Genomic DNA, 15,712 nt, shown 5'->3' on the forward strand with positions numbered 1-15,712 from the left:
ATAGGAAAAAATACTATGGTTACGCTTACAAATGGAAATCAAAAGGTGGGCATATCGGCTGGGGAACTCGTCAGTTATTCGGTCGATGGTCATGAATATATTCATCAAAAGGGAAACCCGGGATGGGGGAGTTCCGATACCGAAATGTTTCCCATTATCGGTCCCACGATGGAAGCGGATTTCCGGGTGCGTACGCCCAAAGGGAATGCAGTTCAAGACCAACACGGTTTGTTGCGTGAGTTGCCCTATATACTTAAAGGGTCATCTGAAACACATGCTGCTTTTCAAAAAATATATCAAGCCGATGTAAAAGTTGAAAACTCAAAATTTCCGAAGAAATCGACAGAGAAAGAATTGTTCTGGCCATATAACTTTCAATTCGAAAAACGTTTCGAGTTGAAAGCAGAGGGTCTTGAAATTACCTTTGTGATTTCGGGAGACGAGGGTATGCCTTTTATGCTAGGGTATCATCCGGCATTTTTATTACAAACAGAAGCCCCCGTTATTACAGCAGGCGATACAAAAATTACGTTGAATGAGATTCTGGCCGTGGGCAGCAGGGCTTTGCATGTACCCCAATGCACTGAAATCTCATTGCAAGATACAAATGAACTCACCATTACGACCAAAGGTTTCGGACAGTTTATGCTCTGGACGGAGGTGCCCAATATGGTCTGTATTGAACCCATTAGTTTTTACCCCTATGCCGTGCGACAAAATCAATTAGACAAAGGTTTTGATTATTTGCAAGCTACTCCTAGGGAGTTCAAGGTGTATTTAAGGCCGAATGACTGAAGTAGAAAAAGAGGCCTGATAATTTAAATCTGAATAAATGGCTGTCGTATCCATTTTACTGGTTGTTATCTTTTGTGTTCTTGCAGGCATTCATTTTAATTGGGCCCTTGGCGGTCGATGGGGATTTAACGTAGCCTTGCCTACAAAGACGGATGGCCAGCGTGTTTTAAATCCGAAAAAAATTGATAGTGCTGTTGTTGGCATGGTATTATTGTCGTTTGGGCTATTCTACTTATTCCGTCTAGGGTTTGCTCCCGTACTGTTGCCCAATTGGATGGTAGAGTACGTCGGCTGGGTGGTTCCTGTAATCTTTTTTGCCAGGGCTATTGGAGATTTTAAGTATGTGGGCTTTTTTCGAAAAGTCGCACAGACAGATTTTTCCAGAGCAGATGCGAAGTACTTTTCACCATTATGCCTTTTAATCGGGTTACTCGCTTTAGGAGCTCAACTATCAGGATACGTTTAGATTTTTATTTTAAAGTTTGTGAAATCATATTTTATGATATGATTCGGGTCATAAATAGTTGTTATTTTTAGTACTAACTTTGTTAGGTACAGGGCTGGGCCTGCGATTAAAAAACGACCCAGAATATAGTTTTGTTTGTTATGAAAGCAACATCCTTAATCGCCATTATGCTTTCTATCGGGCCATTATTGGTAGGTTGTTCTGAGGGTAAAACCAGAAAATCGAAAAAAAAGGAAGTCGCCAAAGTCTCTACGACCATAACCGCACTGCCCGAAGTTGTGACGTCTCCCAAAGATAATCCGGTTACGGAGGCCAAAGCAGAATTGGGCAGATTACTTTTTTATGATCCCATATTGTCGGGAGACAAAGATGTGGCCTGTGTAACCTGTCATCATCCGAGTAACGGGTATGCCGAATTCTTGGATATTTCTATCGGTCCGAATGCAAAGGGCTTGGGCAGTAAAAGACGTTTTAATAGTCCGAATGACATCCCTTTTGTAAAACGTAACGCCCAGACCATTCTCAATTCAGCTTTTAACGGTATAGATACTTATAGCAGATACAATGCTGAGAACGCACCGATGTTTTGGGATGATAGGGTGAAAAGCCTCGAAATTCAGGCACTGGAACCCATAAAGGCATTTGAGGAAATGCGCGGACATAGGTACAAAGACACCGAAATTTTAGATGTTGTAGTAGAACGTTTACGCCAAATACCGGAGTACCAAAGGTTGTTCGAATTAGCGTTTGGTGACACCAACAGCATTACGATTGAGAATCTGGGAAAGGCCATTGCGGCTTTCGAACGTACATTGATTACCAATAATACTCGGTTTGACCAATATATGCGCGGTGATAGTGATGCCATTCTTATTTCAGAGAAAGAGGGGTTTGAGCTCTTTAAGGAGGTAGGGTGTGCAAATTGTCATAATGGGCCAATGTTGTCCGATTATAAAATACATGTTCTCGGTACTCCTGAAAATAGTAAACTTCCCAACCCCGATGGTGGAGTCAAAGATAGTTTTGGTTTTCGTACGCCCACTTTACGAAATCTACGTTTTACCGCACCTTATATGCACAACGGAAGTTTAAAAACATTGAAACGCGTATTGGAATTTTATGAGGATATTTCCAATGGTAAAGAACGAAATCCGCATGTGTCAAAAGAAGAATATGACCCTTTTGTGAAGGAACTTGAACTTAGTGTAAAAGAGATGTCATTGATCATTTCCTTTTTGAACACCTTGAACGACGACAACTTCGACAAAGAAATACCTGAAAAAGTACCTAGTGGTTTGCCTGTGGGCGGAAATATTCAGTAACGATGTAGTAGGTTTGGTTAACTTTGTATTATGCAAAAGCTTCTTCCGTTTTTACAATGGTTGCCCCACTATAAAAAAGAGTATATAGTTAAGGATCTTTTAGCGGGACTCACCATTGGCATCGTTCTTATTCCGCAGAGTATGGCCTATGCGATGATTGCTGGCTTACCACCTGTTTATGGCCTATATGCCTCCTTGATTCCGGTATTGGTTTATGCATTTTTGGGTACGTCGAGGCAATTGGCGGTTGGCCCCGTGGCGATGGATTCTCTTCTTGTAGCAGCTGGGCTGGGGGCTTTTGCCGTTAATGGGGGTGAATACTATGTGGCCATGGCAGTCTTTTTGGCATTTCTGGTGGGTGCTATTCAAATGGTTTTGGGTTTTTTGCGCATGGGGTTTTTAGTGAATTTTTTATCTAGGCCCGTAATCAGTGGTTTTACATCTGCCGCAGCCGTGATTATTATATTTAGTCAGTTAAAGCATATTCTGGGAACCCCGGTTGAACGAAGCCATTGGCTTCATGAGCTTATTGGTAACATCGTTATTGCGCTGCCCCAAACAAATATAGTAGACCTGCTTCTTGGTCTGGGCGGTATTGTGTTGATTATCTTCATCAGAAAATGGAACAAGAAGTTGCCTACAGTATTGTTTGTTGTAATATGGGGTATTTTGACGGTTTATATATTCGATTTGCAAACGTTCGGCACGCATATTGTCGGAGCTGTACCCGAAGGGCTTCCCGATTTGAAGATTCCAAGAATAACCTTGAAGAATACTGCTGAAATTTGGCCAATGGCCTTGACATTGGCATTGGTCGGCTATTTGGAGGCTATTTCGATTGGGAAAGCAATGGAAGAAAAGAATGGTGTGGAAACCATTGACCCCAACAAAGAATTGATAGCGTTAGGGTCTTCTAACATGATAGGATCTTTTTTTCAATCGTATCCGATTACCGGAAGTTTTTCAAGATCGGCCATTAGTGATTCTGTAGGTACTAAATCACCCGTTGCATCGCTGTTCAGCGCAGCACTTGTCGTGATTACCCTCCTCTTTCTTACCCCCTTGTTTTTTTATTTGCCGAAGGCGGTGTTGGCCAGTATTATCATGGTTTCTGTTTTTGGATTGATTGATGTGACTTATCCCAAAGTATTATGGAAATACAGAAAAGATGAATTCTCTATTTTATCGATAACATTTTTGGTTACGCTGTTCATTGGCATACCACAAGGTATTTTGGTAGGGGTACTGCTTTCCCTGCTTTTAATGGTTTATAAGAGTTCAAAGCCCCATTTTGCGGTCTTGGGAAAAATAAAAGATTCAGACTATTATAAAAATGTAGATCGTTTCGGAGAAGATATTGAGTTTAGGGATGATTTACTTATCGTTCGATTTGACTCTCAATTGTACTTTGGAAACAAAGGCTATTTTAAAAAGCAACTTTTTCATTTTATCGATAGCAAGAAGGAAACCTTGAAAGCGGTGGTTTTAAATGCAGAGGCAATCAATTACATTGATTCTACGGCTACGGCCATGTTGGTCAAGACCATTCGTGAAATTCATGAACGTAATCTCAAGTTTTATATCTCCGGGGCTATCGGACCCACAAGGGATATTATTTTTAATAGTGGAATAATTAAGGAGATTCCTAAAGAACGACTTTTTATCACAGTAAGAGATGCAGTTAAAAGTTTCGACAATCCGGCTTCTGCAACGGCCTTACAAGAACGAATAGCTTATCAAAATAGAACTAAGTAATTGTTTTATTTAAAAAAGAACCAGCCTGTTAACTTAGACTAGCGCTTGACAAAATCGGTACGTTAAGTTGTTTTTTAATATTCCAATCGATGGTTTTGCATAGTGTAATCTACCGTTTTTCAACTCTCTAAATCTTTGTTCACGCCATACATTTTCATTAGAGCTCTCATTTTGAATGATTCTCTCTTTTTTATTTTGATTAAATATTTGATAATCAGCTTTTTTAGTAGAGATATCGCATGATTTGATTAGAATAAATCAGAATACCGTAAATGTTAAAATTGTCCTAATGTATTTAAGTGATGCTATTGCTTTATTCCTTAACTTTAGTAGGAATATATTTACAATTATGCGTTTAAAATTTTTATTTGAGGAAAAAGCCTGAATGTATAATTACTAATTAATCAACGTAAACCAACGGTGGACTTTATCTCGGTATATGCTATTTTGGTGATGGTCATTTTCTTGTTTTGGTTACTTTTTGTTATACACATGTATCGCAAAATGAAAGATTAAAACATAGCATTAAAGAGCATCTGTAATTTCTTGACCCTTCCATATTTTCTGAGGATTCTTGAATAGAAATGATTGTACGATACGCTGAGTTTCCAATGTATTTTTTTGTTCAATTACAAAGGCTTCCAAATCGGTAAGTGTAGTTATCGGAGTCTCTTTATCCACATAGCCATATCCTACATATAAGCCTTTTTTTATACGCACAAATGCATCTTCAGAAGTGGTTCTTCCTTTTTCCTTGATCCATACATCTTCATTTCGAGTAGCTATATGCCGCAATGACTTTTCAACCTTTGCGTTATAAGAAGGTATTGGTTCGGTGCCCCTACAGACACCATCGCAAGTTCCGATACTATAATGCGAGCAGCTCGGTACATTTTCCTGTAAATGGCAATATTTAGGGCATAGGAGGAAGTTTTTACAAATAGTCTCCAAAAAAAGACGGCAGTCGGTCAAGTTATAGAAAATCGCAACTGGGTTGGGCGCCATTTTTATTTTATTGTACGCCAGATGAACAATACCATTTCGGTCTTCATAGCTGAAAATACCATAGCGTTGCCCATTGCTCTTTTGTGCCCTATTGTACTTGGGGAAATGGTGTTTGATGGCAGCAGATTCCTTTAAAAGGGCTACTAGTTCATTTCCTGATAAATCAAAGTCTATATCTGCGGTTTCAGCACACAAGCGTACCTCCTTGGTAGACTTGTCATAAAAATGGCCTAGCACCCTTTTTTTGATATTGATAGCCTTACCAACATAGATAATCTTGCCCAGTGTATTTTTAAAATAATAAATGCCGGGCTTTGTAGGAAGTCTTTCAAAAACTTGTCTTGGTAGCGAAGGGGGTAAAGTAGCTTCTTGTGAACGGGCGTTTAAAAAAGTTTTGAATACTGATGCTGCATTCTCTTGTTGCATTAATTTTTTAAAAAGCAAGACGGTTGCGCGTGCATCACCGCGGGCCCTATGCCTATCGGTCAATGGAATATCTAAAGCAGAACAAAGTTTTCCGAGACTGTAGGAGTGATAACCGGGCAATAATTTTCGTGATAACCGAACGGTACATAGTTTTTTTCGGCTAAAATCAAGTCCTAAACTTTTGAATTCGTTCTTGATGACGTTGTAATCAAAATTCACGCTATGTGCGACAAAAATGGAATCTTTGGTGATTTCAAGTATTTTAGGTGCAATTTCAGATAGAATAGGGGCGTCGCGAACAAGGTCTTCGTCAATGCCAGTGAGCCTAGTGATAAAATAGGGGATTTCACATTCGGGGTTTACCAAGGAGGTAAACTCATTAATGACTCGATTACCATCGAATCTAAAGATTGAAATTTCGGTTATCTTGTTGCCCTTAATACCGTTTCCCGTTGTTTCTATGTCAACAATGGTGTACATTGATAGAATTAGATTTTTTTTTAAAGTTAGTGAAATGAGTACATTTATTAGTTAATTTCATCCACTCATTGAAAATGAGAAATAGCAAATTGAATAAATAATACTTCATATTATGATTAAAAAAATTTTAGGGGGCTTGTTGTTGGTTCTAATCATTATTCAGTTTTTCCGTCCTGAAAAAAATGATTCTAATGATATGACTTATGATATCTCAACGAAATATAACGTTCCCGAGAAAGTGAACCATTTGCTACAGGTTTCCTGTAATGATTGTCATTCGAACAAGTCGGAATATCCATGGTATGCCAACGTACAGCCCATAGCTTGGTGGCTTGATGGTCACATTAAAGACGGCAAGCGACACTTGAATTTTTCCGAATTTACCAAACGGCCTATTGCAGAGCAAAACCATAAGTTCGAAGAAACCATTGAAATGGTCGAGGAACATGAAATGCCCTTAAAATCATATACCAATTTTGGACTACACCCCGAGGCGAATTTATCTGACGAACAACGGGAAGACATCATCGTTTGGGCGAAGGAGCAAATGGCTTACCTGAAAAATAATTATCCGGCAGATAGTCTGGTTCGAAAGCGAAGAGGGCCTAAAACTCCCACGGTCAAATAGGTCATTTCAGGCCCCATCCATACTATCAGTTTTGACTATTTCTTATGGAAAGGACCATTCCCGGCGAAGTTTCAATTATGATGTTATTTTCATTAAATTGATATTCTTCTGTTCCGGTTACATATATGTTCTTCCCGGTAAACGGGTTTTCCAAGCGTAATCGTCCCCCTTTTTCAGAAACAATGTCAACCTCGGTTACAGTGCCCGCTTTCATTTTTGCAGATACCAAAAAGGCTCCTTCAGTTCTCAAAGTTTTAAAAGAAACATTTTTCCATGATCGGGGTAAGGCCGGAAAAATTTTTATCGTTCCGGTGTGACTTTGTATCAACATTTCCTGTAGTCCGGCGGCAAATGCAAAATTTCCTTCCAAGGTAAAAGGACGATAGGTGAAATTTGATTTTCCTGTTCCTGATTGATCACCATTAACATGAAAGCTATTTGGCAGTACAAACGAGGTGGCGAAATCTTTTAACGCTTTTGCCGCACCTTCACCGTCGAAGGCGCGAGCCTTTAAATTTCCCAACCAACTAAAAGAGTATCCTACCCATTGACTAGAGCCCCTGACTTCTAAATTGGCTATTGTACTGTCGATGATTTTTCGATCGCTTTCCCCGTGTGAAACGTCCAAAAGCCCTAGAGGGTGTATGGCCATGGCATGCGAGAAATGACGATGTGATTCATTGTATGGAAGGTTGGGCGAGAACATAAGTCCCGTTTCGTTTACGGCGTACTCAGGCCATTCTTTTAACTTTGAACTCCATTGTTTGGCTTCTTCTTTTAGTTCAAGTTCCGATGCCAGTTCTGCGGCATGTTGATACGTCCAACGGATCAGGGCAAGGTCGAAATTGGTTAGTTCTTCAAACCAGGCTTCATGCGAGTTATTATGAATTTCGGGGCTTGAACTTAAGGGTAATCGTCTATTGCCGTTTTGGTCTTTGACCGACAGCTCATCAAAGTGCTGTGCCACCTCCTTTATCCATGGGTAGGCTTCATTCTTTAAAAAATCACGATCCATAGAATAGCGCCAATGCAAATAAAAGTGTTGTCCTAGCCAAGCTCCTACCGTTGGGCCAAAGGAGTATTGGATCCAACCTCCCATGGGCTCACCGTCTAAAGTTGTTACCCCTGGTACATTAAGGCCGTTGGTGCCATAAAATTCATTCGTATATTTCTTAAAGGTAGGTTTGTGTTTAGACAACCAATCCAAGAAACCTTGCTCCAACGCCAAATGATTTCCCGAATAAGTTGGCCAATAGCTTAATTGGGTATTGAGATCGTGATGGAAATCACCCTTCCAAGGCGGTAGTTTTCCGTTGTCCGCTGTCCAAACACTTTGAAGCGATATAGGAGGTGCCCCTTGTCTAGCAGCGGATCCCAGTTTGTACATTTCCATATACCATTGATTTTGCAATATGGAATCTGGAACCTGGATGGAAGATTGACTCCAAAAGGACTGCCACCAACCCACATGTCGCTCCATGGTAGCGACCCTACCATTTTGAAGGGTTTTTGAAACTATTTCTGTGGCGGTTTCCGCTGTTTCCGTTTTTGATTTTTTGGAAGAAATACTCCAACTGCCTTCCAAGGAATTTGGTGTTGGCTTCCATTGGGTGTGGACCTGAAATTCAAAATCGCCCCAACCGACTTGGTTGTAGGTAATGCTGTTCGGTTTTTTGGTTACTTGGCCCGCTTTGTATCCCAGTTTTCTGAGGTCTTGCCCTGTAACCGGACTCTCTATACCCGCCTTTTCATTGGATACATAAGCGGGTGGAATTATAGTTGGACTTAAATCGCCGCTTATATTTTCAAAAGTATACCACCCGACAGGTTCAGTGGCATGTACAAAAGTTTTAAGAATAGCTCCATTTTTCCATGTGACTTCACAAATGGCTTTTTCAACATCCAAACTGACAGATGCTACTTCTCCGAGTTGTGCGACGTCGAATTCCAATGCCCCACCAGGAATTTTCGAAGGGGCAGGTAGTTGGTCATAGGGTACGTCATATTTGTTCTGAACGTTTTGGTAGGTGTTGTTGTTCCACTGTTCTTTTACCCATTCAAAATCATGATTTTCGAAATCTAAATTGGCCATTGGCCTTAAATCCCATAAATCGGCACGGTCAAGGGAAAACCGTAGCTTGCCATTTTTTGACCAAATTAATGCTCCCACGGTAGCATTTCCCAAAGGAATGCCCTCGTCCCAGGTTTCTGCCAAAGAGTCAAAAGTAAGGGTGTATGAAGGTGTGTCGGCTTCTATTTTTTCCTTTGGTTGGTTTTGTTGGCAACCTAATTGAAAAATGAGAAGGGCCAAGAGTAAAAAAATCTTTTTCATTTTTAATAATTCTAGCTGTTCTGCCATGGTCTATACTAATAAATGTAATTGATATACTAAAAAAATGGTCGGTGAAGAAAATCGACCGACCATTCAAACTAACTCAAAAAACTAACTAACTAAAAAAATCGTTTTAAAACAGTAAACTTATCTATATAGATCATTTGTATATAAATCAATAATCAGAATTCTGTTCCAACTGACCTTGACTTTTATCGATTTCGGCCTGTGGAATGGGCCATTGATAGAAGCGTTCTTCAAAAGTGTAGCTTAGCACACCATCGGTTACATTGTTTAATATATCTTCGGCTATTCTCCAACGGTTAAGGTCGTAATAACGAAGCCCTTCAAAGGCCAATTCAATTCTACGTTCATGGCGGATGTTTTCCCTCATTTGTTCTTTTGTCAATCCTGCTGGTAGATCGGGCATACCGACCCGACCTCGTATAGCATTTACGGCATCATAAACAGATTGATCGGACCCAATTAGCTCATTTTGAGCTTCGGCAAACATTAATAATACATCGGCATAGCGAAGTAGTACCCAATCTTGTTGGCTCTGGGTTGCGTAGCCATATGGCATAAGGCCGGGGCTGAGGAATTTTTTGACTCCAAAACCGGTAGGAAGGCCATTGGATGGGTTATGGATATTACCATTAAAATTAACCTCATCGGCAAAAATGGTACTTTCAAGTCGAGGGTCGTCGTCTTCGAAAGTATCGACCAAATTTTGAAGTGGGCTAACAACCAGCCAATCTCCGTACCACTGATCCATGGGTGTCGCATTATCTGGGGCCAAAAATTTAATGGAAAAAACAATCTCAGGATTTCCTTCTTGAGTGCCATCTTTAAAAACATCGTCAAAATTCGGGCTAAGTACGTAACCAGCTTCCATAATCTCAAGAGCCAAATCTCTTGCCTGTGTCAAGATTCCGTTATCCGGAATTCCAGTGTTGCCATAGGCAGCAAACATCAAAACCCTTAGTTTCATGGCCTGAGCCGATGTTTTAACGGCATGCCCTCCGTTGTCGGAGAATAATTCGTCAGGTAGGTTGGCAATGGCGGAATCTAAATCTGCTAAAGATTGTGCTAAAACTTCGGCTTCGGGTGCCTTTGGTTGTATTTGGTTCTCTAACGTAAGGGTTTCAAGAACAAGCGGGGTCGAACCGTAATGCGAATAAAGTTGAAAATAGTAAAAGCCTCGCATGAATTTTGCCTCACCTTCATATTGGGAACGAGTTACTTGATCTAAATCGCTGCTTTCGAAGGCGGCCAATTGTTCCAAGAAAATATTGATTCGGGCAATACCGCTATAACAAGCGCTATATACATCGGATATATAACCACCGGATGAGGGAGAAATATCTCCTTGAACTATGGCTTGGCTACCCCAATAATTATGCTGTCCATAACCATTATCAGTAAGGGCATCCCAATTAGGGGCCCCATAGGAGAACATTGAATTTTGAAATTGTCCATAAACACCGGTCAGGGCCATATCAAAATCAGCCTTTGATTTCCAGAATTCGCCAGATGAAAGTTGATCTAACGGATTTTTTTCCAATAAGTTTTTTTCGCAACCCAAAATGCTAAAAAACAGTACACTTAGAAGTGTATATATTATATATTTTTTCATGATATAAGTTTTAGAATTGAACATTTACGCCCAAAGAGTATATTTTGTTTTGCGGATAATTTACGAACCTTCCACTTCCTCCTCTTTCCGGGTCTAGGCCAGGATAATCGGTGAATGTTAATAGATTGTCTCCGGAAACATACAACCTCAATTTTTTAAGTTTAACCCTTTCAATTAAGCTACTTGGTAAATTATAGCCAATGGAAAGGTTTTTTAACCTTAAATAGGAAGCGTCTTGAAGATAATAACTAGAATTTCTCCTAATTTTATCCGGGGCGCTGAAGCCCCAATATATTTTAGACATTGTAGTCGAAGGATTTTCAACTGTCCACCTATTTCTCCAATCTGTTGTTGGAGGTGAGCCTTGAGTAAAGGGAATGGTTCCCCAGTTGTTCACAAAGATACTTCTACCTTCGACACCTTGAAAAAACAAGGAGATATCAAAGTTTTTCCAATTTGCGTTAAAATTCATGGCATACTCGAAACTAGGGTATTGTCCATCGAAGTACGTTCTATCGTCATCGTCGATAACATTGTCTCCATTCTGATCCTTAAAAATAAGATCTCCTGGCTCGGTATTGTCATTATACTGTTTCGGTGCGGCATCTATTTCGGCTTGTGTCTGAAAAATGCCTGTCCACTCCAACATATAAAAAGTTTCCCATGGCTTACCTTCTTCCTTAATAGTTGTACCTCCAATTTCCCGTTCGCCAAATTCGACCAATTCATTTCTAAATCTATCAATAGACCCTCCTATGTTGTAATATAGTCCTTCGAAGGTACCTGATGGTATGGTGTTCATATATTGGACGTTCAATTCTACTCCAGTGTTCTGCATGGTTCCGTTATTCACTGTTGGTGCGCTTAGGCCAACTAACCCGGTGACTTGAGACCCTCTTAAAATATCAGAAGTAGTTTTCTTGTACCAATCAAATGTTATATTTAAACCTTTGAAGGCGGTCAGGTCTAGACCTATATCAGTTATTTTAGTAGTCTCCCAGGTAATAAATTCGTTAGCTAAAGCGGTTTGGGCAGCGCCAGATAACAGATTGGCGTTGTCAAATGAATAATTTCCTGTGAAGCTTAAAATACTCTGATAGGGATAATTTCCTATATTTTGATTGCCCAATTCACCGTAAGAACCCCGAAGTTTCAAATTGTCGAGCCAACCTATATTCGCATTTTGAAGAAAGGGCTCTTCGGTTATTCGCCAACCGGCAGAAACTGAAGGGAAAGTGCCCCATCTGCGATCTTCCTGTAATCTTGAACTGCCATCATACCTCATATTGAATTCCAAGAGGTATCGGTCCAATAAATTGTATCCTAAACGACCGAAAAATGACTTAAGGCCCCATTCGTAGGTCGACCCATTGGCGTTTTGAACGGCAGGTCCGCCAGCATCCAGTTCCCTTAGGTTATTACCTGCAAAATCTCGTCGGTAGCCCCTAAGGTATTCTTCCTTATTTGATTCTTCGCTATAGCCTATTTGTGCGGTCAACATATGGCCTTCACTAATTTCATCTTCGAACTTTAGATAGGAAAACAAGTTGGTGAATATGTTTTGACCGTTGTTTACTTGCAAACCTCGTCCGCCAACATCAAGATCTGTGGCGAACTCACCTGTTTGATAAAAATACAAAGGTACGGCCGGGCGCCAATCTTTCCACTTTTCAAAATCACCTACTATGGCTGCTTTTGAATACCAGTTCAAGGATTTTGCGAGGTTTATATCAGCCCATCCTTGTACATTCACAGAATAATCGACAGTGTTTCTTAATACGTCGTTTTCGACGATGGCGACGGGATTCTTGTTGTTCGATTCAAAATCGTATGCTTTGTAAGAATAGCGTCCGTCAGGTAATTGAGGTAGATAAGTAGGGGCCTGAGACATGGTAGATAGAAACATGTCATTGGATCCTTGTCTTGGTCTTGAAGTATTGCCTTCTTTAAAACTTATGTTCGCACCTAATTTAATATGATCATTTATTTGCGAGCCTAGATTCAAACGGATATTGTAACGCTTATATTCAAATCCTTTCATTGTTCCCGGTTGATCTATATAGCCCAATGATAATTTGTAATGGGTTCCTCCGATTCCACCACTTATACCGAGGTTGTGTGATTGTACGAACGCCGGATTGAACATAATATCAAGCCAATCGGCATTGGGATATTGAATACGATCCGTAGCATTTCTATACAAGTCTATTTCAGATTGCGGGTAAAGACCGGTCGTTATTCCCGTATTGGCCTTTGCTTCGTTCCACAGTTCCATGTATTCTGCAGAATTGGTTATAATGTCAAACAAGCGGGTAGGGGTATGTATGGCAGTGTTAAGATTGTATTCTACTGTAAAGCCACTTCCTGATTTTCCTGATTTGGTCGTGACCAAGATAACCCCGTTTGCTGCCCTTGCACCATAAATGGATGCGGATGCCGCATCTTTAAGAACAGATATGCTTTCGATGTCGTTCGGGTTTAAATCACTAAGGCTGCCGTCTACGCCATCGATGAGAACCAAAGGGTTAGATCCGGCACCGCTAAATGTACCTTGACCACGTATTCGTATTGAAAGGCCTTCATTTCCCGGTTCCCCTGTGTCTTGAACAATTCTAAGCCCTGCAACTTGGCCTTGTAGCATTGATGCGGCATTGGTTACCGGTCTTTTGACAAGATCTTCACCATCGACCGTTGCGACGGCACCTGTGAGGTTCACCTTTTTCTGGGTTCCAAAACCTACCACCACGACTTCTTCCAGGCCGGCAGCACTTTCTTGCAGCGTAATAGCTAGATTGGTTTGTCCGTTTGGGCTAACTTCTTTTGTGCCGTAGCCAATATAGGAAATGATAAGAATAGCATTTTGGTTGGCCACATTTAAGGTAAAGTTGCCATCAAAATCTGATTGGGTACCATTGGTAGTACCTTTCTCCACAATACTGGCACCAGGTAAGGCCATTCCGTTGGCATCGGTGACGGTTCCTTCTATGGTCAATTGTTGAACAGTATTTATTTGTGTTGGAATAGGCTCTTTTAGCTTTCCGGTTTTTAAAACAATTAGTTTCTTTTTTACCGTAAAGAAAATATCAGTGTCGGAAAATATAGATTTTAGGATATCTGAAATTTGTTCATTCTCAAAATTTGCCGATACTTTTTTAGTCAGATTTACTTTTCGATGGTTATAAACAAATCTAAAATCCGACAATGATTCTATCTTTTGGAAAACTTCTTCTACCGATACATTTTCGAGTTCAATCGTGAGTCTTGTGCTCTGGGCGTACGTATTTGCTTGAATTTTAAACAACGTGACCAGTAATAGCAACAGTGTAGTGAGTTTCATTTTTAAGCTGTATTTACAGCACCCGATCAGAAATAAAGGGGCTTTAGTTGAATTGAGTTTTTTCATACTTTTGTTTTTTTGGATGATTTAACAGTTCTTGAGTTGAATCACTATTTAGTATTCCGGAAAATGCTCCAACATTTTCCGGTTTTTTTGAGTGATGGCATTAGTAAGTTTTTAATCTTCTATTTCATTGGCATTCTAAGTTTTAATCGGTCATGTTGGTTATTACTATTTTGTTCTTCTCTCTAGCAAAGTAAAAAGGCGTGTCTTCTTGAAAGGCTTCCAGTATTTCCTCGATACTCTCATTTCTGAACGAGGCGGAATAAACTTGACTGTTTAGTAGGTTATGTTGGTCTTCGATAACGACATCAAAATGTCTTTCAAGTCGCTTTATTATATTTCTGAAAGGTGTTTTTTTAAACAATAGTTCACCGCTTTTCCAAGCCGTATATAAGGCGACATCTACCTCTTCTACATGCATATTTTTTTTGTTCTTGTTCCATGCCGCCTTATGGCCTGGTTTGAGAAAGGTGTAAAACGCCGTATTATCTTCTTGTCCCCCTTGGTGTAATCGCACAGACCCTTCGACCAGCACAGTAGTGATTTCAGAGTCTTCAGGGTAATATGACATGTTGAATTCGGTGCCTAGAACGGTCACATTGATGTCGTTGGCATTGACTATAAATGGGTGTAGCTCATCTTTTGCAACATCGAAATAGGCTTCCCCTTTAAGGTATACCTTCCTTTTTTCTCCTTTAATGAATTGTACGGGATACTTTATCCAACTGCCGGCATTTAGGTTTATTTTGGTGCCGTCAGAAAGGGCAAGGCTAAATTGCTTTCCGTAGGGAATACTGAGTTCGTTGTAAACTAGTTTTTTTGGTACTGTCTTGATTGAATAGTTCAATTGGGCTCCTTTTTGGGTGCCTACGACATTTCCCTGTGCATCGATGATGTTATGCTCCTCATTTTGTGAAATGACCTTGATATTCCCATTGGCTAGCTTTAAGGTTATTTCATTTTGAACAGGTTTATTGTTCGTATCCCTTGTTTTTGTAATGGAACGCTTATTGTTGCTTTCAAAGAACATAAATAGGCCGGCTAGTATAAGCACGGAAGCAGCAATTTTAGATAAAAACAAAATGTTTCGTTTTTTGGTGCTGACAGACTTCATGTTGTAGTAGTTATCCTCAACCTGGTTTAAGATGTCTTGAAATCGATGGTTCGATATTTCCGGATCATTATGTTGGGGTAGCTTTTTTGCATTCTCGATAGTAGCCCAATGCCTGGTCATTAGTTCTTCAAAATATCCTTTGTGTTTCTCACTATTGATGAGGTCGATAAATGTATCGTACTCCGCTTTGGAGAGTGTATTGTCGATAAATTTTTGGAAGAGTTGTTTGACTTCTGTTTTTTCAATCATTGAATGGCCTATTTAGGTCAATATTTTACCCCTATTAATAATACACTTGAAAAGGACAGAAGTCCCAAGCGTATTTTAATTTTTTTTGAAAAAGAAAAGGGAAA

General features: G+C 40.0%; 10 protein-coding genes. 5 read left to right on the forward strand and 5 right to left on the reverse strand.

Annotation, left to right across the window (positions count from 1 at the left end):
* Nucleotides 1-15 precede the first annotated feature (15 nt).
* The 4 genes from AACZ88_RS07055 to sulP all read left to right on the forward strand — a co-directional run bounded on the left by AACZ88_RS07055 (nt 16) and on the right by sulP (nt 4,338).
* The gene (locus AACZ88_RS07055; protein ID WP_339708294.1) at nt 16-795 is read left to right on the forward strand and encodes an aldose 1-epimerase; all 780 of its coding nucleotides are present in this window, start codon (nt 16-18) and stop codon (nt 793-795) included.
* Nucleotides 796-832: 37 nt separating this feature from the next.
* Nucleotides 833-1,261 (forward strand): DUF3995 domain-containing protein, encoded by a 429-nt coding sequence (locus tag AACZ88_RS07060; RefSeq protein WP_339708296.1) that lies wholly within the window; start codon nt 833-835, stop codon nt 1,259-1,261.
* Nucleotides 1,262-1,401: 140 nt separating this feature from the next.
* Complete coding sequence (locus AACZ88_RS07065; RefSeq protein ID WP_339708298.1) at nt 1,402-2,583, forward strand: cytochrome c peroxidase; 1,182 nt, start codon at nt 1,402-1,404, stop codon at nt 2,581-2,583.
* A 30-nt stretch (nt 2,584-2,613) separates the two neighbouring features.
* Nucleotides 2,614-4,338 carry a sulfate permease gene (gene sulP, locus AACZ88_RS07070; protein ID WP_339708301.1) on the forward strand — a complete coding sequence of 575 codons (1,725 nt, stop codon included), beginning with the start codon at nt 2,614-2,616 and terminating at the stop codon, nt 4,336-4,338.
* A 525-nt stretch (nt 4,339-4,863) separates the two neighbouring features.
* Here sulP and AACZ88_RS07075 read toward each other — a convergent pair.
* Complete coding sequence (locus AACZ88_RS07075) at nt 4,864-6,249, reverse strand: exonuclease domain-containing protein (RefSeq protein ID WP_339708304.1); 1,386 nt, start codon at nt 6,247-6,249, stop codon at nt 4,864-4,866.
* A 112-nt stretch (nt 6,250-6,361) separates the two neighbouring features.
* On the opposite strand from AACZ88_RS07075, the gene AACZ88_RS07080 reads away from it, so the two are divergent.
* Nucleotides 6,362-6,877, forward strand: coding sequence for a heme-binding domain-containing protein (locus AACZ88_RS07080; protein WP_339708307.1), 516 nt, complete (start codon nt 6,362-6,364; stop codon nt 6,875-6,877).
* Nucleotides 6,878-6,902: 25 nt separating this feature from the next.
* On the opposite strand, the gene AACZ88_RS07085 is transcribed toward AACZ88_RS07080, so the two are convergent.
* The 4 genes from AACZ88_RS07085 to AACZ88_RS07100 all read right to left on the reverse strand — a co-directional run bounded on the left by AACZ88_RS07085 (nt 6,903) and on the right by AACZ88_RS07100 (nt 15,608).
* Nucleotides 6,903-9,209, reverse strand: a complete 2,307-nt coding sequence (locus AACZ88_RS07085; protein WP_339708309.1) for a glycoside hydrolase family 95-like protein — start codon at nt 9,207-9,209, stop codon at nt 6,903-6,905.
* A 175-nt stretch (nt 9,210-9,384) separates the two neighbouring features.
* On the reverse strand, nt 9,385-10,845 hold the full coding sequence (locus AACZ88_RS07090) for a RagB/SusD family nutrient uptake outer membrane protein (RefSeq protein ID WP_339708311.1): 1,461 nt from the start codon (nt 10,843-10,845) through the stop codon (nt 9,385-9,387).
* 10 nt (nt 10,846-10,855) lie between these two features.
* Nucleotides 10,856-14,182 (reverse strand): SusC/RagA family TonB-linked outer membrane protein, encoded by a 3,327-nt coding sequence (locus tag AACZ88_RS07095; protein WP_339708313.1) that lies wholly within the window; start codon nt 14,180-14,182, stop codon nt 10,856-10,858.
* Between the two features lie 208 nt (nt 14,183-14,390).
* Nucleotides 14,391-15,608 carry a FecR domain-containing protein gene (locus AACZ88_RS07100; RefSeq protein WP_339708316.1) on the reverse strand — a complete coding sequence of 406 codons (1,218 nt, stop codon included), beginning with the start codon at nt 15,606-15,608 and terminating at the stop codon, nt 14,391-14,393.
* Nucleotides 15,609-15,712: the final 104 nt, after the last annotated feature.

Source organism: uncultured Kriegella sp., from assembly GCF_963975415.1.
In the GTDB taxonomy this organism is placed as follows: Bacteria; Bacteroidota; Bacteroidia; order Flavobacteriales; family Flavobacteriaceae; genus Kriegella.